The organism is Streptosporangium heterodermiicola (genome assembly GCF_051390675.1).
Lineage (GTDB): Bacteria > Actinomycetota > Actinomycetes > Streptosporangiales > Streptosporangiaceae > Streptosporangium.
Genome location: NZ_JBPJSR010000016.1, coordinates 14,804 through 36,153 on the forward strand (window position 1 = coordinate 14,804; position 21,350 = coordinate 36,153).

Annotated in this window: 17 protein-coding genes; 10 read left to right on the forward strand and 7 right to left on the reverse strand. The window is 72.0% G+C overall.

Annotated elements, in window-relative coordinates; translation table 11 throughout:
- Positions 1-38: 38 nt before the first annotated feature.
- Together ACSC1Q_RS29885 and ACSC1Q_RS29890 are read right to left on the reverse strand one after the other, a co-directional pair.
- On the reverse strand, positions 39-848 hold the full coding sequence (locus ACSC1Q_RS29885) for an ABC transporter permease (protein WP_389917649.1): 810 nt from the start codon (positions 846-848) through the stop codon (positions 39-41).
- Positions 845-1,831 carry an ATP-binding cassette domain-containing protein gene (locus ACSC1Q_RS29890; RefSeq protein WP_436762022.1) on the reverse strand — a complete coding sequence of 329 codons (987 nt, stop codon included), beginning with the start codon at positions 1,829-1,831 and terminating at the stop codon, positions 845-847. Before ACSC1Q_RS29890 ends, ACSC1Q_RS29885 begins: the two co-directional genes overlap by 4 nt.
- Positions 1,832-2,175: 344 nt before the next feature.
- On the opposite strand from ACSC1Q_RS29890, the gene ACSC1Q_RS29895 reads away from it, so the two are divergent.
- Positions 2,176-2,799, forward strand: coding sequence for a PH domain-containing protein (locus tag ACSC1Q_RS29895; RefSeq protein WP_436762023.1), 624 nt, complete (start codon positions 2,176-2,178; stop codon positions 2,797-2,799).
- Between the two features lie 179 nt (positions 2,800-2,978).
- Positions 2,979-4,607 carry a PH domain-containing protein gene (locus ACSC1Q_RS29900; protein ID WP_436762024.1) on the forward strand — a complete coding sequence of 543 codons (1,629 nt, stop codon included), beginning with the start codon at positions 2,979-2,981 and terminating at the stop codon, positions 4,605-4,607.
- A 58-nt stretch (positions 4,608-4,665) separates the two neighbouring features.
- Here the strand turns inward: ACSC1Q_RS29900 and sepH are convergent, their stop codons facing one another.
- The 3 genes from sepH to ACSC1Q_RS29915 form a co-directional block, all read right to left on the reverse strand.
- A complete protein-coding gene (gene sepH / locus ACSC1Q_RS29905; protein WP_436762025.1) occupies positions 4,666-6,609 on the reverse strand; it encodes a septation protein SepH in 1,944 nt (647 codons plus the stop codon).
- A 667-nt stretch (positions 6,610-7,276) separates the two neighbouring features.
- Complete coding sequence (locus ACSC1Q_RS29910) at positions 7,277-8,590, reverse strand: D-arabinono-1,4-lactone oxidase (RefSeq protein WP_436762026.1); 1,314 nt, start codon at positions 8,588-8,590, stop codon at positions 7,277-7,279.
- Between the two features lie 167 nt (positions 8,591-8,757).
- On the reverse strand, positions 8,758-9,954 hold the full coding sequence (locus tag ACSC1Q_RS29915) for an MFS transporter (RefSeq protein WP_436762027.1): 1,197 nt from the start codon (positions 9,952-9,954) through the stop codon (positions 8,758-8,760).
- A gap of 125 nt (positions 9,955-10,079) precedes the next feature.
- Between ACSC1Q_RS29915 and ACSC1Q_RS29920 the strand changes: the two genes are divergently transcribed.
- Positions 10,080-11,492 (forward strand): lytic transglycosylase domain-containing protein, encoded by a 1,413-nt coding sequence (locus ACSC1Q_RS29920; protein ID WP_436762028.1) that lies wholly within the window; start codon positions 10,080-10,082, stop codon positions 11,490-11,492.
- A gap of 7 nt (positions 11,493-11,499) precedes the next feature.
- Here ACSC1Q_RS29920 and ACSC1Q_RS29925 read toward each other — a convergent pair whose 3' ends face one another.
- Positions 11,500-12,486 carry a ferrochelatase gene (locus ACSC1Q_RS29925; protein WP_436762029.1) on the reverse strand — a complete coding sequence of 329 codons (987 nt, stop codon included), beginning with the start codon at positions 12,484-12,486 and terminating at the stop codon, positions 11,500-11,502.
- A 93-nt stretch (positions 12,487-12,579) separates the two neighbouring features.
- On the opposite strand from ACSC1Q_RS29925, the gene ACSC1Q_RS29930 reads away from it, so the two are divergent.
- Entirely contained in the window at positions 12,580-14,601 is a 2,022-nt protein-coding gene (locus tag ACSC1Q_RS29930; RefSeq protein WP_436762030.1) for a S9 family peptidase, read from the forward strand.
- A 222-nt stretch (positions 14,602-14,823) separates the two neighbouring features.
- Entirely contained in the window at positions 14,824-15,558 is a 735-nt protein-coding gene (locus tag ACSC1Q_RS29935; protein WP_436762189.1) for an inositol monophosphatase family protein, read from the forward strand.
- Between the two features lie 208 nt (positions 15,559-15,766).
- Here the strand turns inward: ACSC1Q_RS29935 and ACSC1Q_RS29940 are convergent, their stop codons facing one another.
- Positions 15,767-15,931, reverse strand: coding sequence for a hypothetical protein (locus ACSC1Q_RS29940; RefSeq protein ID WP_436762031.1), 165 nt, complete (start codon positions 15,929-15,931; stop codon positions 15,767-15,769).
- A 222-nt stretch (positions 15,932-16,153) separates the two neighbouring features.
- On the opposite strand from ACSC1Q_RS29940, the gene ACSC1Q_RS29945 reads away from it, so the two are divergent.
- From ACSC1Q_RS29945 to ACSC1Q_RS29965, 5 genes are all read left to right on the forward strand, one after another.
- Positions 16,154-16,807, forward strand: coding sequence for a response regulator transcription factor (locus tag ACSC1Q_RS29945; RefSeq protein ID WP_436762032.1), 654 nt, complete (start codon positions 16,154-16,156; stop codon positions 16,805-16,807).
- An 80-nt stretch (positions 16,808-16,887) separates the two neighbouring features.
- The gene (locus ACSC1Q_RS29950; RefSeq protein WP_436762190.1) at positions 16,888-18,213 is read left to right on the forward strand and encodes a sensor histidine kinase; all 1,326 of its coding nucleotides are present in this window, start codon (positions 16,888-16,890) and stop codon (positions 18,211-18,213) included.
- A gap of 272 nt (positions 18,214-18,485) precedes the next feature.
- On the forward strand, positions 18,486-18,785 hold the full coding sequence (locus tag ACSC1Q_RS29955; RefSeq protein WP_030914836.1) for a DUF4193 domain-containing protein: 300 nt from the start codon (positions 18,486-18,488) through the stop codon (positions 18,783-18,785).
- A gap of 81 nt (positions 18,786-18,866) precedes the next feature.
- Positions 18,867-19,817 (forward strand): hypothetical protein, encoded by a 951-nt coding sequence (locus tag ACSC1Q_RS29960; RefSeq protein WP_436762033.1) that lies wholly within the window; start codon positions 18,867-18,869, stop codon positions 19,815-19,817.
- Between the two features lie 55 nt (positions 19,818-19,872).
- Complete coding sequence (locus tag ACSC1Q_RS29965) at positions 19,873-21,339, forward strand: alpha,alpha-trehalose-phosphate synthase (UDP-forming) (RefSeq protein WP_436762034.1); 1,467 nt, start codon at positions 19,873-19,875, stop codon at positions 21,337-21,339.
- The last annotated feature ends 11 nt before the right edge of the window (positions 21,340-21,350 follow it).

The window sequence follows — 21,350 nt, forward strand, 5'->3', positions numbered from 1 at the left end:
CCGGCGGGCGTCACCCCCGAGCCCGGCCTGCCGACAGACTAGACGTGGCTGCGGAATGCGCGGATCGCCAGCGGGGCGAAGACGACGGCGAATCCCACGGCCCAGAGCAGCGAGAAGAAGGTGGCCTGGCCGACGTCGCCACCGATGAGAAGGCCGCGGATGGCGTCCGCCAGATGCGTGACCGGGTTGATGTCCGACCAGGTCTTCAGCCAGGACGGGAAGGTGGCCGAGGGCACCAGCGCGCTGCTGGTGAAGGTGAGCGGCATCATCGTGGAGAAGGAGATCATCTGCACCTTCTCGGGACTGGAGGCCTTCAGGCCGATCAGCACCGACATCCAGGACATGGCCAGGGCGACCACGACCAGCAGGGCCAGCGCCCCCAGCAGGCCGAAGACGCTGGTCGTCACCCGGAAGCCCAGCACCATGCCGAAACCGATAAGCAGGGCGAACGCCCACACCTGCTTGACGGTGTCGGCGATGATGCGCCCCGACAGGGGCGCGGTGCGGGCGATGGGCAGGCTGCGCAGCCGGTCGAAGACGCCCTTGGTGATGTCGGTGTTGAGGCCGATGGCGGTCGAAAGCGTGTAGAACAGGGCGTTCTGCACGAGCAGGCCGGGCAGGGCGAACTGCAGGTAGTCGCCGGTGGAGCCGGAGATGGCGCCGCCGAAGACGTAGGTGAACAGCAGCAGGAACATGATGGGCTGGATGCTCAGATCCAGCAGCTCCCACGGGTTGTGCTTGATCTGGACCAGACTGCGCCAGGCCAAGGTCATGGTCTGCTGCAGGGTGGCCAGGGGAGTGACGCGCTTGGCGGCCACCTGCGGGATGGTCGTCGTCAGCGTGGTCATGCGAAGGCCTCTTCTTTCCGGGGGGTGCCCTCGTCGTCGGGGCTGCCCTCGTCGTCCGGCAACCGGCCGGTGAGGGAGAGGAACACCTCGTCCAGGCTGGACTTGCGCAGCGCGAGCTCCGAGGCGACGACGCCCTGGTCGTCGAGGAGGCGCACGATCGCGGGGACGACGGCGGGGTCGTGGACGGAGGCGGTGGCCCTGCCCCCGTTGAGGTCGGGCGTCTCGCCCAGCACGTCGGCCATGATCTTGCCGACCAGGTCGAGGTGCCCGGCCTCCAGGGGGCGCACCTCCAGGACCTGCGCGCCGGTGGTCGCCTTGAGCTGGTCCGAGGTGCCGGAGGCGATGACCTTCCCGTGGTCGAAGACGACGATGTCGTCGGCGAGCTGGTCGGCCTCCTCCAGATACTGGGTGGTGAGCAGCACCGTGACGCCGTCCGCCATCAGGCCGCGCACCACGCTCCACAGCTCGGTGCGGCTGCGCGGGTCGAGCCCGGTGGTGGGCTCGTCGAGGAAGAGCACCTGGGGGCGGCCGACCAGGCTGGCGGCCAGGTCGAGACGGCGGCGCATGCCGCCGGAGTAGGTCTTGGTGGCACGCCCCCCGGCGTCGGACAGGTCGAAGCGCTTCAGCAACTCGCTCGCGCGTGCCCGGGAGTCGGCACGCGTCATGCCCAGCAGGCGGCCGATCATCATCAGGTTCTCGACACCGGTGAGCATCTCGTCGACGGCGGCGTACTGGCCCGTCAGGCCGATCAGCGAGCGCACCTGGTGTGCCTGGCGCGTCACGTCGTAGCCGCCGACGCTGGCGGTGCCGGCGTCGGGACGCAGCAGGGTCGCCAGGACCCGCACCGCGGTGGTCTTTCCCGCTCCGTTGGGGCCCAGCACGCCCAGCAACCGCCCCTGCGGCACGACGAGATCCACCCCGTCCAGCGCGCGGGTCTCCCCGTAGCGCTTCACCAGACCCTCGGCCTGGATCGCATAGGTCATCATTCGCGCCTCTCGGTAATCATCGGACCCCCAGCATGCCCTGTGGCACCGACACTTTTCGCGCCCCAGCAGGGGCGGAGGCGAGGGAACGCCCTCCGGTCGCCGGCGAACGACCGGGAGCCGCCTTCCGGCGTACCCGGGCACCCGCCCCCGCGCCCGCCGCGCCGCCTTCTCCCGCCGCACCGTCTCTCCCCGGTGCGCCTGCTCCCCGCCGCACCGTCTTCCCCGTGGCGCCTGCTCCCCGTCGAGCGGCCTCCCCGGTGCGCCGCTTCCCCGGTGCTCGGTGGAGTTTTCCGTGAGGTGGCCGGAACGCCCGCCGGGACAAGAGCGTTTAGGCTGACAGCGTGAGCGACCGAGCCGATGAGCACAGCGCCGCTGAACACAGCGTCGCCTCCGAGGAGGCCAGGGCGGCCGGTCTGCCGGGTGGGCGCCGCGCCGGCGCTCCCGGGCGAGCCGGAGTCTCCCTGCGCGCCCCCGCCAACCCGGTCTCCCGCAAGGCCATCGCGTTGTGGCTGCTGGAGGGGCTGTTCTGGTCCGTTTTCCTGGTCGGGGGCTCCTTCTTCCTCGCCAGGTGGATCGACGACGACCGGTGGTCCTGGCTCCCCGGGTGGGCGCTCGACAACATCTGGTGGCTGCCGTGGCTGATGGTTCTGCTCCTGATCCCGGGCACGCTTATCGAGCCGTTCTGGCGGTACGCCGTGCACCGGTGGGAGTTCAGCGGGGACGTCGTCTACGCCCGTTCCGGGTGGCTCAGCAGGGAATGGGTGTTCGTCCCCGTCAGCAGGATCCAGACGGTCGACAAGGCGCAGGGCTGGTTCGAGCGCATGCTCGGCCTGGCCACGGTCGAGATCCGCACCGCCTCCCACGCGGGCTCGTCCACCATCAAGGGTCTTGAGTACGAGGTCGCCGCCGAGCTGGCCGAGGGCCTCGCCCGCCGCGCGGAAGAGCTCAGGGACGACGCGACGTGACCGAATCCTCCCCCGATCCCAGCCGTCCACCGGCAGGCCGTCCCCCCGCAGACGGCCCACCCGCCGGACACGCGCCTGACGGGCCCCCGCACACGCCCGGCGGTGGCGGGCCTGGATCCCCCCGTACGCCCGGTGGTGACGTGGCCGATACGGGAGCCGTACCGGAAGGGGGCCCGCCGGTGGAGAGGACGCCGACGGAGAGGCCCCTGCGGCTCAGCCCGAAGGTGCTGCTGACCGACCCGATCCGGATGCTGCCCTCGCTCCTCCTGCCGCTGGTCGGTGTCCTGTTCCTCGGCGGCTTCTCCCTCGGATCGTTCGGGTGGGCGGCGACGGCCGTCGTCGGCTCCGTCGTGTTCGCGGCCGTGCGCTGGCTCACCTTCACCTACCAGATCGTCGGCGACCGTCTGGAACTCACCCGGTCGCTGATCAGCAGGTCGGTGCGGACGATCCCGCTGGAGCGGATCCGCGGCGTCGACGTCAGCGCCCCGCCGCTGCACCGCCTGCTCGGCATCGCCGTCCTGCGGATCGACACCGGCGCGGGCGGGGACGAGAAGCAGGAGGGCGAGCTCGACGGGGTCACCGTCGAGGAGGGGGAGCGGCTCAAGGCCGTGCTGCTCTGGCACGCCCGCGCCCGGACGGCGAGACGCGTCCAGGCGCGCGGGGCGGCTCCGGCGGACGCCTCTGTCTCCGCCACCCCGCCCGACGAACTCACCGCGGGCACGTCCGCCGCGCCCGCCGGATCCTCCACCCGCCACGAGGTGGGCGACACGACCCCCGAGCGGGTGTTCTTCGTGATGCCGAGGAAGTGGCTCGCGTACGGTCCCCTCTCCGGCGCCTACCTGCTGACCCCGTTCGCGCTGGTGGCCGGTGCCGTGGGCCTGGCGTTCCAGTGGGGCAGCGAGTTCAGGATCGACAGGCGGGTCGTGGTGGGCGCGGGGGAGTGGATCTGGGAGCACCCGCCCCTGCTCGTCGCGGCCCTGGTGCTGCTGGTCCTCGCCATGCCGGTGATCGCTGTGATCATGTACGCGGTGTTCAACTGGGACTTCACCCTCCGCGCCAGCGAGGGATACCTGATCGCCGGGCGCGGTCTGATCACGCGCAGGAGCGTGTCGCTGGAGCGGCGCAGGGTGCGGGGGTTCGAGTTCGTCGAGGGACCGGCCGAGCGCCGGGCGGGGCTCGGCCGCGCGTGGGCGATCGTGACCGGTCTCGGCGACTCGGAGACCCGGGGCCAGCTGATGCCCGTCGCCCCGAGGGACATCGTGCTCGACGTGGTGGGCGAGGCGATCGGCCCGATCGCCACCGGGCTGCGGCCGCACCCGCCGGCGGCGCGCAGGCGCAGGCTGTTCCGGGCGATCTTCCCCTGGCTGGTGATCGCCGCCTTCACGGTGACGGCCGCCCTGCTGTGGTCCGGGCTCTGGTGGGTGCTCGCGGTGCCGGCCCTGCTCCTCGCGCTGCTGGGCGTACCGCTCGGCCTCGACCGCTACCGGTCCCTCGGCCACACGTACGACGGGAGCCGCCTGTCGGTCCGGTCGGGGTCGCTGCGGCGGTCCCAGGCGGTGGTGGAGCGGCGGGCCGTGGTCGGCTGGACCCTGAGCCAGACCTGGTTCCAGCGCCGCGCCGGTCTGCTGACCGTGACCGCGGGCGTGGGGGCGGGCACCGGCGGCTACGCGGCCCTCGACGTCGGCGAGGCCGAGGGGCCCGCCTTCGCCGCCGAGGTCACCCCCGCCTGGCTCGCCCCGTTCCTCGTCACGGACACCTCCGGCGCTCCGGACGCCGTTCCCGCCCCGGACGCCCCCGGGGGCGGCTGACACACGACGAGGCGGGGGTGACCGGTGTCCCGGTCACCCCCGCCCGGCGTCGGTGCGGTCAGTCCTGGCGGCGAGCGCCGAACATGATCTCGTCCCAGGTGGGCACGGACGCGCGCCGTCCCCGGGACTTCTTGGCAGGCCGCGCCGGAGCCGGTGCCGGCTTCGGCGGCTCCGCGGGCTTCTCCGCCGCGGGCTTGTCGACCTTGGTCTCCTGCATGGCCCCCGTGTCCCCCTGTGTCTCTTGCCTGCCCGGCTCGGCCTTGGCCCGCTCGTCCACGCTGACGCGCGCCGCCGGTACAGCTATCGAACCCTCCTGGGCCGATCCGGTCTCCGGCGCGGGTTCGGAGGCGGGGGTCTCCTTCACCGCGACGGTCTTCTCCGCTTCCGCGGAAGCCTGCTCGACGGCCTTTCCGGCGGCGGGGGACCGCCGGTCCGCGGCGTCGGACGGGGTGGCGGCCTGAGCGACCCGGGCGACCCGGGCGGCCTCGGCCGGCTCCGTTGTGGCCGCGGCGGGGGACGCCGAGGGCTTCGCGACCTCGGCGACCTCCGGTGCCCGTACGACCTCAGGCGCCTTCGCCACCGCGGGCTCGGCCACGGGCTCGGCCACTGTCTCCGGCCCGGCGACCGCCGCTCCGGGGGGAGCGGCCGGTCCCCGCTCGGGAGACGGCTCCCGGGGGAGGGCCTGTTCCGGGGCGGTGCCGGATCCGTGCGCGGCGGGCGCCGGTTCGGGCGCGGTCACCACAGGCGGTTCGGGCGCGGTCGCCACGGACGGTCCGGCCGCCACCACGGGCGGCTCGGCCACCGTCGCGGCGGGCTGCGGAGCGGAGACGGGCCGCGGCACGGCGGGCTGCGGCGCGACGGGCGCCGGGGGCTCCGGCTCAGGCGCGGTGCGCGGCTCGTACGCGGCCGGTGTGACCGGTTCGTACGCGGCCGGCTCGTACGTGACGGGCTCGTGCGCCACCGGGGCGACCGGCTCGTACGGGGGTGGGTACGGGGCGAGGGGCTCGGGCAGCACGGGCTCGGGAGGCCTGACCCGCGCGGCGGGATCGGGCCCCTGGGCCGCGGGAGCGGCGGGCTCCGGGGCCCGCTCCTGCTGGTATCCGGCCGGGTCGGGAGCGCGCAGCGGCGGCACCGACACCCTCGGCGCCTCGTACCCGGCGGGGAGCGGGGGCATGGGCGGCTGCTGGTAGGCGGCCGGGGACGGCGACGGCGCCGAGGGCACGGCCGGCACCGAGGGCACCGGGGGCGCGGCGGTCTCGGCCTGCGCGTAGGCGGGCCGGGGCTGGGCCGGGGTCTCGTGCCGCAGGACCGAGGGGAAGGCCACCGGCGGCTGGCTCAGCGGCTCGGGCGCCAGCGGCGGCACCGGCGCGAGCTTGGCCACGCGCGGCACGAACGGCGTGACCGTGGTGTCCTCGAACGGCTCGACGTCCTCGCCGCTGGACAGCCGCAGGGCCTCGTCGTCGTGGGGCGTGATGTGTCGCCGGCGCGGGTCGAAGAGCCACTCGGCGTTGCGCGTGTGACCGTTCCACACGAACCCGAGCTTGATGCGCCACAGGTTGTCGTCCCGCTTGGCGGAGTCCCACTCGATCTCGTCGGCGGGAACGCCACGGCGGGTCAGCCGCTCGGCGACCAGGTCGCCGAGGGTGGGACCGGGAGCGGAGTCGCCGGGCAGGCGTACGGCGCAGCGCTGCGCCTGCTGTGCCATGTACTCACGTTCCTGGAGCACGGGACCCTCGAACCATCGCACGCGCTCGACCGGGATTCCCGCCGTGTTGGCGATCTCCTCCGCGGTCTCGCCGGCACGGATCCGGGCCTGGATCTCCTTGGGGCGCAACGGACTCTCCACTTCGATCTCGTACTGGCCGAGACGGGAGAAGTTGCCGCGGACGGCAGCACGGAGCCGGTCGTCGACGGGCAGCGTGAACCGGGTACCCCGGCCGGCTGTCGCCAGCACGAGATAGGTCCCGTCCTCACTCACCGCGACGAGTCGGAGCTCCTGCATGCGAGTCCCTTCGTCGTCGTGCTCAATCTTCCCCCGGACCCTTGAGTCTCTCGCGTGTGCCGGTTGCCTGCCAGCACCGTACCCGGCATGTCCGAACATCGCCTTCCTGGATGGGGCTCGCAGCGATGTGACGCCGGTCACATTTGCTCCATTCATCTAATTACAGGGCACCGGGCTGGAGCAGCAACTTCGGGGTCCTCAAGGGATTCTCACGGATAACTCCGGGAACCGCTGCGGACTTCCACCAAGAACCGGGAGATGGCGGTGAGGCCGGTCCGCCGGTCCGGGGAGGGTATGCCGCGATCGCGGCGTTGTGCGGAGGCCGGTCGTCGCGGTCCGTGACGAGGTCCGTGAGGACGGGACGCGGCGGCGGCTGACATGGACGGCGGGAGAAGGTCATCTCCAGCGGACTCCCTCGGGGTCGAGCGGGCGCGGGCGTCTGCGAATCTGCCCCTCGTACGCGTCCGGGGAACGACGGGACACGCGGACGCGTCACTCTTCGAGCGAGCCTTTGCGCCACCCTTTACCGAAAGCTGGCGAGAAGCGGCCGATTCGGGGGAACGGGGCCGGGTGGTCAAGGGGGTCGGGGGCGGCCGCGGGAATCGGCGCCGCGCCGTCTCAGGCCACCGCGAAAATGCGGCCGGGGGAGACCGGAGGGCGCCGTCCCTCAACCAAGGACGGTGTCGAGGTGGTCGTTGCCGAAGACGCGCCCCGGGTCGAGAGCATCCCGTACCGCTGTGAAGTCCGCGAAACGGGGATAGACCGTCGCGAGGTAGGCCGCGTCGCGGGTGTGCAACTTGCCCCAGTGCGGCCGGCCGCCGAGCCTCGTCATGATCTCCTCGACGCCCTCGAAGTAGGCCGGGTTCGGGGTCGGCCGGTAGACGTGGCAGGCGAGATAGGCCGAGTCCCTGCCGTAGGCGGTGGACAGCCAGGCGTCCGAGGCCGGGGTGACCCGCACCTCGACGGGGAAGCTGATCCTCCAGTCCCGCCGGTCCAGCAGGTCGCGGACCTCGCGGAGGACCTGGCCGAGGTGCTCGCGGGGGATGGCGTACTCCATCTCCAGGAAGCGCACCTCCCGCACGCTGGTGAAGACCCTGTGCGAGGCGTAAGTGTGGGCCGAGGCCGACAGGGTCGCGGCCGAGAGGGCGTTGAGCCGGGGGATGGCGCCCGGGTAACGGCCGCCGACGCCGCACAGCGCGCCGAACAGGGTGTTCTCCATGAAGCGGTTGTCGAACCAGTGCCTGAACGCGCTCGGCGGCCTGGCCGGTCCCGGGTCGCGGTTGTTGCGCTTGGTCAGGCAGGCGTCGGTGTGCGGCATCCAGAAGAAGTCGAGGTGCTCGTTGCCGGCGACGAGTGTGTCGAGGGAGCCGAGGATCGCGGTCAGCGTCATCGGCTCCCGCACGCTGCGCAGCAGGAAGGCGGGCTCCACCCGGAAGGTCACCGCGGTCACCACGCCGAGCGCGCCCAGGCTCACCCTGGCGGCGTCGAACAGGTCCTTCTCGGCCACCCCGCGGATCTTCCCGTCGCCGTCGCCGCGGACCGTGACGATCTCGCCGTCGGCGAGGACCATCTCCAGCGCGAGCACCTGGTCGGCCATCCCGCCGACGTCCCTGCCGGTGCCGTGGGTGCCGGTCTGGATGGCCCCGGACACGGTCTGGGCGTCGATGTCGCCCATGTTGGCGAGGGCCAGGCCCCTGCGGTGCAGCTCCCGGTTGAGCGCGCCGACCGTCGTCCCGGCCTCGGCCGTCACCCAGCCGTCGCCGGCCTCGCGGATCCCGGTCAGCGCGCCGGGCCGCAGCAGGAGGCCGTCGGTGAGCGCCACCGGGGTGAACGAGTGGCCGGTGCCGGTCATCCGCACCCGGCGGCCCGACGCGGCGGCGTCCCGTACGGCCCGCGAGACCTCCTCGGCGGAGGCTGGCGCGCGGACCTCCGCGGGGGAGGCGGACTGGTTCCCGGCCCAGTTGCGGAAGGTCTCGCCCATGGTCGCTCCTGCCCCGCGGGCGGCGCCCGGCCGTCCGGGGGGCGCCGACGCCCGCTCGCGGGGGCGTCCCGCCCACGGTCAGGTGGGCCACCGCCGGTTCACGTTCGGTCCACGTCGGTTCTTGTCGGTTCGTGTTCGCGTGTTTCGCCAGCGAATATGAACGATACTCACGATCGCTGCCGGGCAACAGGGGTTCGCAACCAGGCGGAGCCGCCGACGCCGACCGCCACGGCGAGCAGGGCGCAGGCGAAGGAGAACCCGTAGGCGTTGGAGGCGCCGAACGCGTCGGTGAGCCTTCCCCCCGCCCACGCGCCGATCGCCACGCCGAACCCGACCGAGGTCGAGATCCACGCCATGCCCTCGGTGAGCAGGCCCGCCGGGACCAGCCGCTCGGTCAGGCTGTAGCCGGTGATGATGGTCGGGGAGATGGCCAGCCCGGCCAGGAACAGCGCGCCCGCCATGAGCCCGAGGTCGCCGATGAGCGTGATCGGGGTCAGGCCCGCCGCGAACACCGCGAGCGAGCGGACGAACCTGCTGCTCAGCGGGATGCTCCACTGCCGCGAGCCGTACCAGAGACCGGAGACCAGGCTCCCGCCGGCGAACGAGGCGAGCAGCAGCCCGGCCATGGGCTTGGCGCCCCGCTCGTCGGCGAACGCGACCGTGATCAGGTCGACCGAGCCGAACACCGCCCCCATCGCGAGGAACGCGCACGACATCAGGGCGACGCCGGGGATGGTGATCGGGGTGCCGGAGCCGGCCTGCCTGGGACGGACGGGCGGCTCCGTGCCGCGCTGCAGCGCGAAGGCGACGGTGCCCGCGACCGTGCAGGTCAGAGCCACGATCAGGCCCGCGTACGGGTTGACCAGGGTGGCCAGGGCGGTGACCAGCGCCGGGCCCGCGACGAAGATGACCTCGTCGGCGACCGACTCGAAGGAGAACGCGGTGTGCAGCCTCCCCGACCCGGCCAGCAGGTGCGACCAGCGGGCCCGCACGAGCGAGCCGAGCGAGAGCGCGGTCGCGCCGAGCACGACGCCGGTGGCGAAGAGGGTCCAGAGAGGGGCGCCGTAATGGGCGCAGAGCATCAGGCCGGTCAGCGTGGCGCCGTGCGTCAGGGTGAGCGGGACGACTACTCTGGCCTGGCCGAACCTGTCCACCAGGCGCCCCGACAGCGGGGCCGCGACGGCCAAGGAGACGTTGACGGTGGCCGCGACCGCGCCCGCAGTCGCGTAGGAGTCGGTGAGCGCCTCGATGAGCAGGATGATGCCGATGCCGAGCATCGACATGGGCATCCGCCCGACGAACCCCGCGACGACGAAACCCTTGACGCCGGGCGTGCTGAGGAGCCCCCGGTACGGCCCGACCACCGATCATCTCCTTGCCGCTCCGCGCGCGTGGAGCAGGCCGACGATTTCGCACGAAGCCGCTGATCGGCAAGTGATTTTCCGGGCAACGGCTCACAGCACGGTCTGTTGGAGCTAACGTGAGCGCGGTGTCACGTCTTTCCGGCTTGCGGTTGTTCGTCCCAGTAGCAGTGGTCATCACCGCTCTCCTCGCCCTCGGCGGCGTCGCGCTCGCGATGATCAACGCCGCTCGCCCCGCCGTTCCCGTGGCCTCCGCGGACTCCGCGGCCTCCGGCGAGAGCGCCGTCGTGGAGTCCCGCATCCGGGACCTGTCGGCGATCGCCCCGGTGGCCGACCCTCCCGCGGTCCCGGTGGGTACGGCGAACCCGAACCCGAACCCGGATCCCGACCCTCAGCCCGGAGACGACCCGGCCGCGCAGAACCCATCCGCGCAGAGCCTATCCGCGCAGAACCCGGACCCGCGGGGTTCGGGCCTGTGGGACTCCGCCTCCCAGGGGCCGACCCCCGGCCCCGGGGCCGGAGAGACCCCCGGGCCGGGGGTGACGGGCGCCCCCGGGCTCACCCCCACCCCGCCCCGGCTGATGGTCATCTCCCCCTCGACGCTGACCGAGCAGACCAAGGAGGACATCTCCCGGCTCAAGTACGTCCAGAAGATCGACTCCTTCGACGGCGGGGCGGTCAAGGTGTCCGGGATCGGGCTCAACCTCATCGCGGTCGACCCGGCCCGCTTCCGCGCGTGGGCGCCCAGGGCCGTCGCCGAACAGCAGGGGATCTGGAACGCCCTCGCCAAGGGCGAGTTCGTCGCCGACAGCGCGGCTGTACGCCGCCTCGGCCTGGTCCTCGGCTCGGAGTACCAGGTGGACGGCGGCCCCCGGCTGCGGGCCGCGGCCTCCGCCGGGTTCGGCCTGCCCGGCGTGGACGGCATCGTGGGGGAGGAGACCGGCCGCAGGCTGGGCCTGCTGCCGGGCGTGGCGCTGCTCGTGCACAGCTCGGAGAAGGCCGCCGGCGTCCTCAGGACACGGGTGGGCAGGCTGCTGGGCCCGGGTTCCCAGGTGGTCGCCGTCGGCGGTCCCCGTACGGCGAAACCCACCCTGAGGCCCACCACCGCCGGGACGGCCGGGAAGACGGGCACCGGCCGGGTGCGGCAGGCCACGGTCGGCAGGCCGGGCAGCTATCTGGAGCTCTACCGCAAGGCGGCCGGGGTCTGCCCGGGGCTCTCCTGGACGGTCCTGGCCGCGATCGGCCAGGTGGAGAGCTCGCACGGGCGCAACAACGGCCCCTCCTCGGCGGGCGCGCAGGGACCGATGCAGTTCATGCCCGCCACCTGGAAGGCCTACGGCGTGGACGGCGACGCCGACGGTGTCGCCGACATCTGGAACCCGTACGACGCGGTGCCCGGCGCGGCCAACTATCTGTGCGCCAACGGCGCGGGCCGGGGCGGCAAGAAGCTGGAGAAGGCCATCTGGTTCTACAACCACTCCTGGTCGTACGTCGCCAAGGTCATGGGCATCTCCCGCGGCTACGCCGCCGCCTACCCCTGACGCGCGATCACCCTCGGCGCGGCGGGGCCGGGCAGCAGGTGGCCGCGCACCCGGCGGGCTCGGGCTCGGCGAGCAGCTCCCCGACCATCGAGACGAAACGCGGGTGGGTCCCGGCCGTGGCCGCCCTGGCCAGCGGCAGGCCGATCTTCCTCGCCGTCTCCGCGGCCTCCACGTCGAGGTCGTAGACGACCTCCATGTGGTCGGAGACGAAGCCGATCGGCACCAGCACCACCGCCGGGGCGTCGACCTCCAGCAGGTGGTCGCAGACGTCGGGCTCCAGCCACGGGATGTGCGGGGCGCCGCTCCGGCTCTGCCAGACCAGGTCCCACGCCCCGTCAGCCTTGTCACCACCGGAGCCGCCGTCGCCGCGCACCTCGGCGGTGACCAGCGCCGCCGCCCGGCGCAGCTGCGCCTCGTACGCCCCGCCGCCGGGCCCGGCCGTCGCGGCCATCGAGGCCGGGATGCTGTGCGCGGTGAAGACCAGCCGCGCGGAGTCCCCGAGCCCGGCGGGCAGCCGGTCCAGGGCCTCGCGGGTGTGGTCGGCCATCGCCGCGACGAACCCGGGGTGGTCGAAGTAGTGCCGGAGCTTGACGACCTCGGGGGCCCCCTCGACCGCGGCCCTGGCGAGCGCGATGTCGTCGAGGTACTGGCGGCAGGCCGAGTACGAGCCGTAGGCGGAGGTGACGAAGGCCGCCGCCCTGCGTACGCCGTCCGACGCCATCCGGCGGAGCGTGTCCTCCAGGTAGGGGTGCCAGTTGCGGTTGCCCCAGTAGACCGGGAGGCCGACGGTCGGCTCCACGGCCGCGATCAGGTCGCGGCACTGCTGGTTGATCGGGCTGGCCCCGCCGAAGCGCTGGTAGTGCGCCTCGACCTCCAGCAGCCGCTCTCGCGGGATCCCCCTGCCCCGGACCACGTTCTCCAGGAACGGCATCACGTCGTCCGGCTTCTCCGGTCCCCCGAACGAGACGACGAGAAGCGCGTCGTAATTCCCCATGCCATTCATCAAACCGCATGCCGGGGTGTCCTCTCGCATCCTCACCTTGAGTGGTTCGTTATCAACAAGGTTTGTGGATGCATGTTCGGATGCATGTTCGGAGACGATCGCCGGGGTAAGTTCGAAACCGTGACCCCTTTTAACGACATCCGCGATTATGTCGGCGTGCCGCGGGTGGCATCCCTGCGGCTGTCCCCCGACGGAGCGCGCCTGGTCAGCGTGGTGCAGGCGCTTAATCCCGACGGGAGATCCTACGGGACCTCCCTGTGGGAGATCCCTCTCGACGGCCGCGGGCCGTACCGGCTGACCAGATCCGTCAAGGGCGAGGCCGGGGCCGTGTTCACGCGGGAGGGCGACCTGCTCTTCGGCTCGCGCCGGCCCGACCCGACCGTCAAGGAGGCGGACGAGGAGGTTCCCGCGCTCTGGCTGCTGCCCGCCACGGGAGGCGAGGCCCGGCAGATCGCCTCCCGGCCGGGAGGCGTCGCCGGATTCGTGACCGGCGGCAGGACCGTGGTCTTCGGCTCCGACGTGCTCCCCGGCGACGAGGCGGGCGAGGCCGAGCGGCGCAAGACCCGCAAGGACGCCGGGATCAGCGCGATCCTGCACGAGAGCTACCCGGTGCGTTACTGGGATCACGACCTCGGCCCCGGGGAGCCACGGCTGTTCGCGGGCACCTTGGGCGACGGCGAGCGGCTGACCGAGGTCAGGGACCTCACCCCGCAGCCGGGCAAGGCGCTGTCCAGCCACAGCGCGTACGACGTGACACCCGACGGCTCCACGGTCGTGACGACCTGGGGCGTCTCGATGCCGCAGGGCGAGCTCCGCTTCGAGCTGGTCGCCATCGACACGGCCACCGGCGGCGACCGGCGGGTCCTGGCCGCCGCGGACGACCACGACTTCGACGGGCCGGTCAGGATCTCCCCCGACGGGCGCCTGGTCGCGTGCGTCAGGAACAACCACGCCGACATCGACCGGATCCCCGAGAGCACCCTGTGGATCGTCGACCTGGCCACCGGGGAGGGGCACCCGGCGGGTGGCGCGCTCTGGCCGTCCGACGTCGTCTGGGCGCCCGACTCCGGCTCGCTGTTCGTGGTCGCCGACGACCACGGCCGCCGCCCGATCTTCGAGGTCCCGGCCGGCGGGGCCGCGCCGGAGCGGCTCACCTCCGACGACGCCGCCTACTCCTCGCTCAACGTCGCGCCCGACGGTGCCGTCTACGCGCTGCGCAGCGCCGTGGACGCGCCCGCGGTCCCGGTCAGGGTGGCCCCGGACGGCACGGTCGCGAAGCTGACCTCCCCCGCGCCCGAGCTGGAGCCGCCCGGCACGCTCACCGAGGTCACCGCGACCGCCGACGACGGCACGGAGATCAGGGCCTGGCTGGCGCTGCCGGAGGGCGCCTCGGCGGAGAACCCCGCCCCGCTCCTGCTGTGGATCCACGGCGGCCCGCTGTCCAGCTGGAACGACTGGTCCTGGCGCTGGAACCCGTGGATCATGGCCCAGCACGGTTACGCCGTGCTGCTGCCGGATCCGTGCCTGTCCACCGGCTACGGGCCGGACATGATCCGGCGCGGCTGGGCCGACTGGGGCCCGCGCACCCACGCCGACCTGATGGCGATCACCGACGCCGCCCTGGAGCTGCCCCAGGTCGACCCGGCCAGGACCGCCGCGATGGGCGGCTCGTTCGGCGGCTACATGGCCAACTGGGTCGCCGGGCACACCGGCAGGTTCAGGGCGATCGTCACCCACGCCTCGCTCTGGAACCTCGACCAGTTCGCGGGCACCACCGACGCGTCCATGTACTGGCAGCGCGAGTTCGGCTCCCCGGGGACCGGCCTGTACTCCAAGCTCTCCCCGCACCTGTCGCTGGCGAACATCACCACCCCGATGCTGGTCGTCCACGGCGACAAGGACTACCGGGTGCCCATCGGGGAGGCGCTGCGCCTGTGGTGGGACCTGCAGCGCTCGGAGGTGGAGTCGAAGTTCCTGTACTTCCCCGACGAGAACCACTGGGTGCTCAAGCCGGGCAACGCGGTCGTCTGGTACGAGACCGTCCTGGCCTTCCTCGACCAGCACGTCCTCGGGCGAGAGTGGAAGCGCCCGGAGTCGCTGTCGTGAGCCCGGCGCGGCGAGCGGGGGCGCCGCGCGCCGGGAACGGCGACGGAGGGACCCGGATCGGCGGGACGGGAGGGGAATGCCGTACCGTCCGGCTGGGCATGGGGGACGGCGGCGGGTGCCGTCGCGGACCCGGGGGAGCGTGTGAGGAGTGAGGAGCGGATCGTGGACAGCGCCGTGACCTTCGGCCGGCTGGCGGAGGAGATCGCCAGGGAGGCCGGCGAGATGCTGCTGGCCAAGCGACCGGCCCGCCCCGAGGTGCTGGCCACCAAGTCCAGTCCCACCGACGTGGTGACCGCCCTCGACCGGGCCTCGGAGGAGCTCATCCGCGACCGGATCAAGGCGGTCAGGCCCGACGACGCGATCCTCGGCGAGGAGGGCGGTCCCACCGGCGAGGGCAGGGTCCGCTGGGTCGTCGACCCGATCGACGGGACGGTCAACTTCCTGTACGGCGTGCCCGAGTGGGCGGTCAGCATCGCGGTCGAGGTGGACGGCGAGGTGATCGCGGGAGTGGTCAACGTCGTGCCCCGCGGCGAGGTGTTCACCGCCGTCAGGGGCGGGGGCGCGTGGCTGGCGGGGGAGCGGCTGAGCTGCAACACCGGCGTGCCGCTGGAGCGGGCGCTGATCGCCACCGGGTTCGGTTACGAGAGCGGGCGGCGCGAGGTGCAGGCGGAGGTGCTCCGCCACGTGCTGCCCCGGGTGCGCGACATCCGCAGGGGCGGCTCGGCCGCCTCCGACCTGTGCTCGGTGGCGGCGGGGCGGGTGGACGGCTACTACGAGCGCGGCCCCCAGTACTGGGACTACGGGGCCGGTGGCCTCATCGCCGCCGAGGCCGGGGCCAGGGTCGGCGGTCTGGAGGGCAGGCCGGCCAATCCCGGCCTCACCCTGTGCGCGGCACCCGGCCTGTTCGAGGAGCTGCACGACCTGCTGCTCCCGCTCGGCCCGGAACGCGACGCCTGACCCCGGTGACGACGCCTGACCCCAGGCCTGACCTCAGGGACAGGGCGAGGGCACCGGGGGCACCGGGGGCACCGGGGGCACCGGGGGCACCGGGGGCACCGGGGGCACTGGGAGCACCGAGGGCACTGGGGGCACTGGGGGCACTGGGAGCCCTGAGGCGCCGGGGCACGAAAAAGCCCCCCGGCGGTGGCCGGGGGGCTCCCTCCCATCAGCGCTGGATGGGGACACCGTTGTCTGTGGCTAGACGGCGGAGATCCTCGATCTCGGCGGTGAAGGTGTCGGCGAGGTAATCGTCGCCGGAGGTCCTGGCCTCCTGCAGATTCCTGTATGCCTGGTCGAGGCGGTGTTCGATCGTTGTGGTGAACTCGCCCATCTCACCTTCTTTCTCACGGACTCAGGGACGGAAGGTACCGCGATAGAGACTGGAACCGGCTGTACCCAGGGTGAACCACGAGCTAAACCTGTGTGTTTCCGACATCACACGGAGTGCCCCTTCTCGTGTGAGGGCCTTACCGTGTGCTTACAGGTGGTGAGGGGAGAATGGGGAGCCGTCCCAGCGGTTGCTCAGGGAATGTGACGGGAGGTGCCATAAGCCGTGCGAGTGCTTGTGGTTGAGGATGAGCGGGTGCTCGCCGACGCGATCGCGACCGGGCTCCGGCGCGAGGCGATGGCCGTGGACGTGGCCTACGACGGCGCGGGGGCGCTGGAGCGGACGGGATACATCGACTACGACGTCGTCGTCCTGGACAGGGACCTGCCCAAGGTCCACGGCGACGAGGTCTGCCGCCGCCTGGTGGCCTCCCGCACCGCGTCCAGGATCCTCATGCTGACCGCCTCGGGCGACGTCGACGACAAGGTGGAGGGGCTGGGGCTGGGGGCCGACGACTACCTGGCCAAGCCCTTCGTGTTCGTCGAGCTCGTCGCGCGGGTGCGGGCGCTGGGCCGCCGGTCCGCCCCGGCGCTGCCGCCGGTGCTGGAGCGCTCGGGGGTCCGCCTGGACCCGGGCAAGCGGCTGGTGACCAGGGACGGCGGGGAGATCGCGCTCACCAAGAAGGAGTTCGCGGTCCTGGAGGAGCTGATGCGCGCCGAGGGCGCGGTCGTCAGCCAGGAGGACCTGCTGGACAAGGCGTGGGACGAGAACATCGACCCGTTCACCAACGTGGTGCGCGTCACCATGATGACGCTGAGGAAGAAGCTGGGCGAGCCTCAGGTGATCGAGACGGTGCCCGGGGTCGGGTACAAGTTGTGAGCGCTCCGGCAGGCGGGGGAGAGGAACGCCCGACGTTCGTCCCGGTGGGCGAGAACCTTGAGTCGGTGCCGACCCACCCGATGATCAGTCCCCACTCCGAGCGGGGCGCCTGGAAGAGCGAGCGGCTGGAGTCCGGGCCCGCCGGGAAGGAGGGCGGGGCGGCCGAGCGGCCCCCGCCGCCGACCGGCCCGCCCGCGTGGGACGGGCCGCCCCCGGTGGGTGCCGCCCCGGTCTCGCGGACCCCCCTGGACCGGGTGCGGGCGATCCTGGACCGGCTCAGCATCAGGTGGCGGCTCACCCTCACCTACGCCGCGCTGTTCTTCATCGCCGGGGCCCTGCTGATGGCCGTGATCTACCTGATGGTGGGCTGGGCGCTCTCCTCGGGGTGGCCGCCCTTCCCGTACGACGAGCTGCGGGAGCTCGTGGGGCCGGAGGCGGCGGCCATCTTCAAGCAGCAGTGGTACTGGCAGCAGCACGCCGCGATCTCCGGGGCGCAGCGGGAGCTGCTGGCCCGTGCCCTGCTGGCCCTGCTGGGGGTCGGCATCCTGGCCGTCATCATCGGCTACATCGTCGCCGACCGGGCGCTCAAGCCGATCCAGCAGATGACCGCCACGGCCCGCAAGCTGTCGAGCTCCACGCTCGCCCACGAGCGGATCGACCTCAAGGGGCCCGACGACGAGCTGAAGGAGCTGGCCGACACCTTCGACGCGATGCTCACCAGGCTCAATGTGGCCTTCGACACACAACGAAGATTCGTGGCCAACGCCTCGCACGAGTTGCGCACCCCCCTGACGATCAACCGGACGGTCCTGGAGATCGCCCTGGGCGATCCCGAGGCGTCGGGTGACCTGAAGGCGCTGGGCCGCACCCTCCTGGAGGTCAACGCCCGCAACGAGCGCCTGATCGAGGGCCTGTTGCTGCTGGCCCGCAGCGAGCGCGAGCTGAGCGTACGCAAGCCGGTGGACATGAAGGACGTGGCCGAGACGGTAGTCGACCAGCTCGCCGCGCGGGCCGAGGAGGCCGGGGTCACCGTGGTCGCCGAGCTGAGAAGCGCCGAGACCATCGGCGATCCGGTGCTTCTCGAACGCTGCGTGGCCAATTTGGTGGAGAACGCTATAAAGCACAATCTTTCCGATTCCGGACGTCTGTGGGTCAGGGCGGGAATGGTGGAGGGTGCCTTGGTTGTTCAGGTGGCCAACACGGGGCCGCATGTGCCCGCGTACGAGGTGAACAGCCTTTTCGAGCCGTTCCGGCGGCTCAACGCCGACCGGGTCGACTCGGACAAGGGCGCGGGGCTCGGGCTGTCCATCGTCCGCGCGGTCGTGCGCGCCCACGGGGGCAACGTGACCGCCGTACCCAGGGACGGAGGCGGTCTGGTGGTCACGGTGCGACTTCGGTCACGTTGATCCGGCGGGGGGCGTCTCGTTCACGCCGTACATGTGGTTGGATGTGCCGTCGAACACGGTGGTGCATGCCGCCGATGCTGTGGTTTACGCCATATTTGGCTAACCGTGGCCATTGGCAGTACGTCCCTCACGTGTAGGGAGGTTCAGTGACCATTCCGGCGGGGTACCGAAGCAGGAATCTCTCTGGCGGATCGGGCACAAGTCGTGCCTCTCGAACGTTACACACGCGCGAGTGAGCGCAGACAGATAGATGAGGGGGATGGAGCAGACCGATGGCTACCGATTACGACAGCCCACGCAAGACCGACGACGACCTCAGCGAGGACAGTCTTCAGGAACTGCAGGCCCGCCGTACCGACAAGTCCTCGGGCAGCATCGACATCGACGAGACGGATCTCGCCGAGTCGCTCGAACTGCCGGGCGCGGACCTGTCAAACGAGGAGCTCTCGCTCCGGGTGATTCCTCGTCAGGCCGACGAGTTCACCTGCGCGCGCTGCTTCCTGGTGCACCACCGCAGTCAACTCGCCGTTGAGAAGAACGGCCAGCAGATCTGCCGGGAATGCGCGGCTTGAGATGATTCCGATGGCCTGTCCGAGGTGTGCCCTTCCAGGTATGGGTAGGGCCTCAGGACAGCCTTGAGGAGGTTCCGAGACATGACGTCAGAGAACAGGCAGACCGGTGCCGCGCCGGACGACTCCACGGCCGAGGAGTCGGACGGCGCGCCTGATCGCGAAGTGACCGCGGACGGTGATCCCGGTCACAGGGTGGCCGCGGACGGCGGGTCTGGTCACGGAGCGGCCACGGCCGGCGGGTCCGGCCGGAAGGTGCCCGTGGACGACGGTCCCGATCACGAGGCGGACGACCGGGCCGAGCGGGAAGTGGCCGAGATCGTCGGCAGGCTCGCCGAACCGGGCGACATGGACGGGGCCGAGCGGCGGAAGCTGCTCGGCCGTCTCACGAAGTCGCTGGCCCGGGGGGCGAAGAGGGCCAAGGCGTCGGGCGAGAGCCGGGGCCGCTGGCTGACCGACGTGTTCATGGCCGTGGCGCCCCGCATCCCCATCCGCGACCTCCAGACCCTTTCCGAGCATCACCACGGTCTCACCTCCGAGGCGCTCGCCGACGACCTGGTGCGCACCGCGACCAAGGCGACCATGGCGGTCGGGGCCATCGGCGGGGCCGTCGCCGCCGCCGAGTTCGCCGCCCCGCCCCTCCTGCTCTCCGCCCCCGCCCAGCTCGTGGCCGAGACCCTCGTCGTGGCCGCGATCGAGGTGAAGCTCATCGCCGAGCTCCACGAGGTGTACGGGATCCAGGTGCCGGGCACCGGCTCCCAGCGGGCGATGGCCTTCGCGATGGCCTGGTCCAAGCAGCGCGGCGTCGACCCCATGGCCCCCGGGACGATGACCGTCGCCCTGGGCACCGCGGCCAAGACCGCCCTGCGCAACAGGCTGATGCGCACCCTCGGGCGGCACCTCACCACCTTCGGGCCGTTCCTCACGGGCGCCGTGGCCGGAGGGTTCCTCAACCGCGCCGCCACGAAGAAGCTCGGCGAGGTCGTACGGGCCGATCTGAGGATCCACCGCGCCCTCCCACCTGGCAAGTCATAGAAACCTCTCAGACGGGTAGTTAATCCAGTAAGCCCCCGACTACCTGGAGGAATCTGTGCTGGGCCGCAGCGCATTTGTGATCGTCGCCAACCGTCTCCCCGTCGACCGAGTCGGGGAGGACATGTGGCGGCGTAGCCCCGGCGGCCTCGTCACCGCGATCGCCCCCGTCCTGCAGCGCAGGGAGGGGGCCTGGGTCGGCTGGCACGGCGCACCCGACGAGAGCCTCGAACCATTCGAACACGACGGCATGCAGCTCGTCCCCGTCCCGCTGTCCGAATCCGAGGTCGAGCTCTACTACGAGGGCTTCTCCAACGGCACCCTCTGGCCGCTCTACCACGACGTGGTCGCCGCCCCCGCCTACTCCCGGGTCACCTGGGAGGCCTACCGCACCGTCAACGAGCGCTTCGCCGAGGCCGCCGCCGAGGAGGCCGCGGAGAACGCCGTCGTGTGGATCCAGGACTACCAGCTCCAGCTGGTCCCGGCCATGCTGCGCAAGCTCCGCCCCGACCTGCGTATCGGCTTCTTCCTGCACATCCCGTTCCCGCCGGTCGAGCTGTTCTCCCAGCTGCCGTGGCGGCGCGAGATCGTCGAGGGACTGCTCGGCGCGGACATGGTGGGGTTCCAGCGTCCCGGCGGCGCGTCCAACTTCATCCGGCTCTGCCGCCGCCTGCTTGGCCTCCAGCACCACAAGCACGAGATCCACGTGGAGGACCGGGTGGTGCGCGCCGGGGCGTTCCCCATCTCCGTCGACTTCGGCGAGCTCGACTCCCTGGTCAGGGAGCCGCACATCATCTCCAGGGCCAGGGAGATCCGCGCGGAGCTGGGCGACCCCGAGTGCATGCTGCTCGGCGTCGACAGGCTCGACTACACCAAGGGCATCGGCCAGCGCCTGAAGGCGTTCGGCGAGCTGCTCTCCGAGGGGGCGATCAAGCCGGGCGAGGCGGCGTTCGTGCAGATCGCCACGCCGAGCAGGGAGCGCGTCGAGGAGTACATGCGGCTGCGCGACTCGATCGAGCTCCAGGTCGGCCGGATCAACGGCGAGCAGGGCGAACTCGGGCAGCAGCCCGTGCAGTACATGCACCAGTCGTACGGCAGGGACGAGCTCGCCGCGCTCTACCTGGCGGCGGACGTGATGGTGGTGACGCCGCTGCGCGACGGGATGAACCTGGTCGCCAAGGAGTACATCGCCTGCCGCAACGACCTGCGCGGAGCCCTGGTGCTCAGCGAGTTCGCCGGGGCGGCCGACGAGCTGCGCCAGGCGTTCATGGTCAACCCCTACGACGTCGACGGCCTCAAACGGGCGATGCTGACCGCGATGCGGGCCACCCCGCACGACCTGTCGCGCCGGATGCGGTCGCTGCGCCGCAGGGTGTCCACCTACGACGTGGACCGCTGGGCGAAGGAGTTCCTCACCTCGCTGGAGTCCTCGGGATCCTCGGGTTCCCCGGGATCTTCGGGGTCCCCGGTGTCGGCAGAGGCCCAGGGTTCCCAGGAGTCCCAGGAGTCCTCAGGGGCCTCCTGATCGTCGGCGTC